General features: G+C 81.4%; 1 protein-coding gene. It reads left to right on the top strand.

Annotation, left to right across the window (positions count from 1 at the left end; translation table 11 throughout):
- Nucleotides 1–797 (top strand): YhdP family protein (locus CKO13_RS12410; RefSeq protein ID WP_274600700.1); only part of this gene is annotated, 797 nt, incomplete at both ends.

The raw sequence follows: 797 nt of genomic DNA, 5'->3' as shown, positions 1-797 counted from the left end.
CGGCGGGCCCCGCCTCGACGTACGCGCCGCCGTCGAGGGGGTCGAGGCCGCGGCGGTGCCACGCTACGTCCCCGCGGGCGTCACGCCGCCCGAGGTGCGCCGCTGGCTGGGCACCGCCCTGCAGGGCGGGCGCGTGGCGCGGGCCGACCTGCTCTTCCACGGCGACCCGGCGGACTTCCCCTTCGACGGCCAGGAGGGGGTCTTCGCCGTCGACGCCGCGGTGCGCGGCGGGGTGCTGCGCTACGCCCCGGGGTGGCCGGCGATCACGGGGATCGACGCGGCGCTGCGCTTTCGCGGCGCGCGGCTGGCCATCGACGGGGCGGGGCGGACCGCCGGCGTGGCCCTGCGCGGTGTCGAGGTCACCATCGCCGACCTGCGCCGGCCGCGCCTGGCGGTGGCGGGGCAGGCCCGGGGGGACGCCGGCGACGCCCTCGGCTTCCTGGCCGGCTCGCCGCTCGGGCGCGGCTGGCTCGGCGAGGCGGTCCCCGTCGAGGCCGCGGGGCCGGTGCGCGTCGGGCTCGACCTGGCCCTGCCCCTGGCCCCGCAGGCCGGCGGCCCGCCCCAGGTCGAGGGCCGGGTGGCGCTCTCCGGGGTCACCGCGGCGCTGCCGCCGTGGCTGCGCCTGGGTGCGCTCTCCGGCTCGCTCGCCTTCGACGAGGCGGGTATCCACCACGGCCGGCTGAGCGCGCGCTGGGGCGGGGAGCCGGCCTCGCTCACCGTCGAGACCGAGCGGGTGGCGGGGCGGCGCCGGATCGTCCTCGAGGGCCGGGGCCGCCCCGCCACCCGCTCGGTCTCGA

The organism is Halorhodospira neutriphila (assembly GCF_016584055.1).
In the GTDB taxonomy this organism is placed as follows: Bacteria; Pseudomonadota; Gammaproteobacteria; order Nitrococcales; family Halorhodospiraceae; genus Halorhodospira; species Halorhodospira neutriphila.
The sequence above is the reverse complement of the archived record's forward strand: the minus strand, read 5'-3'. Positions and strand labels throughout refer to the sequence as shown.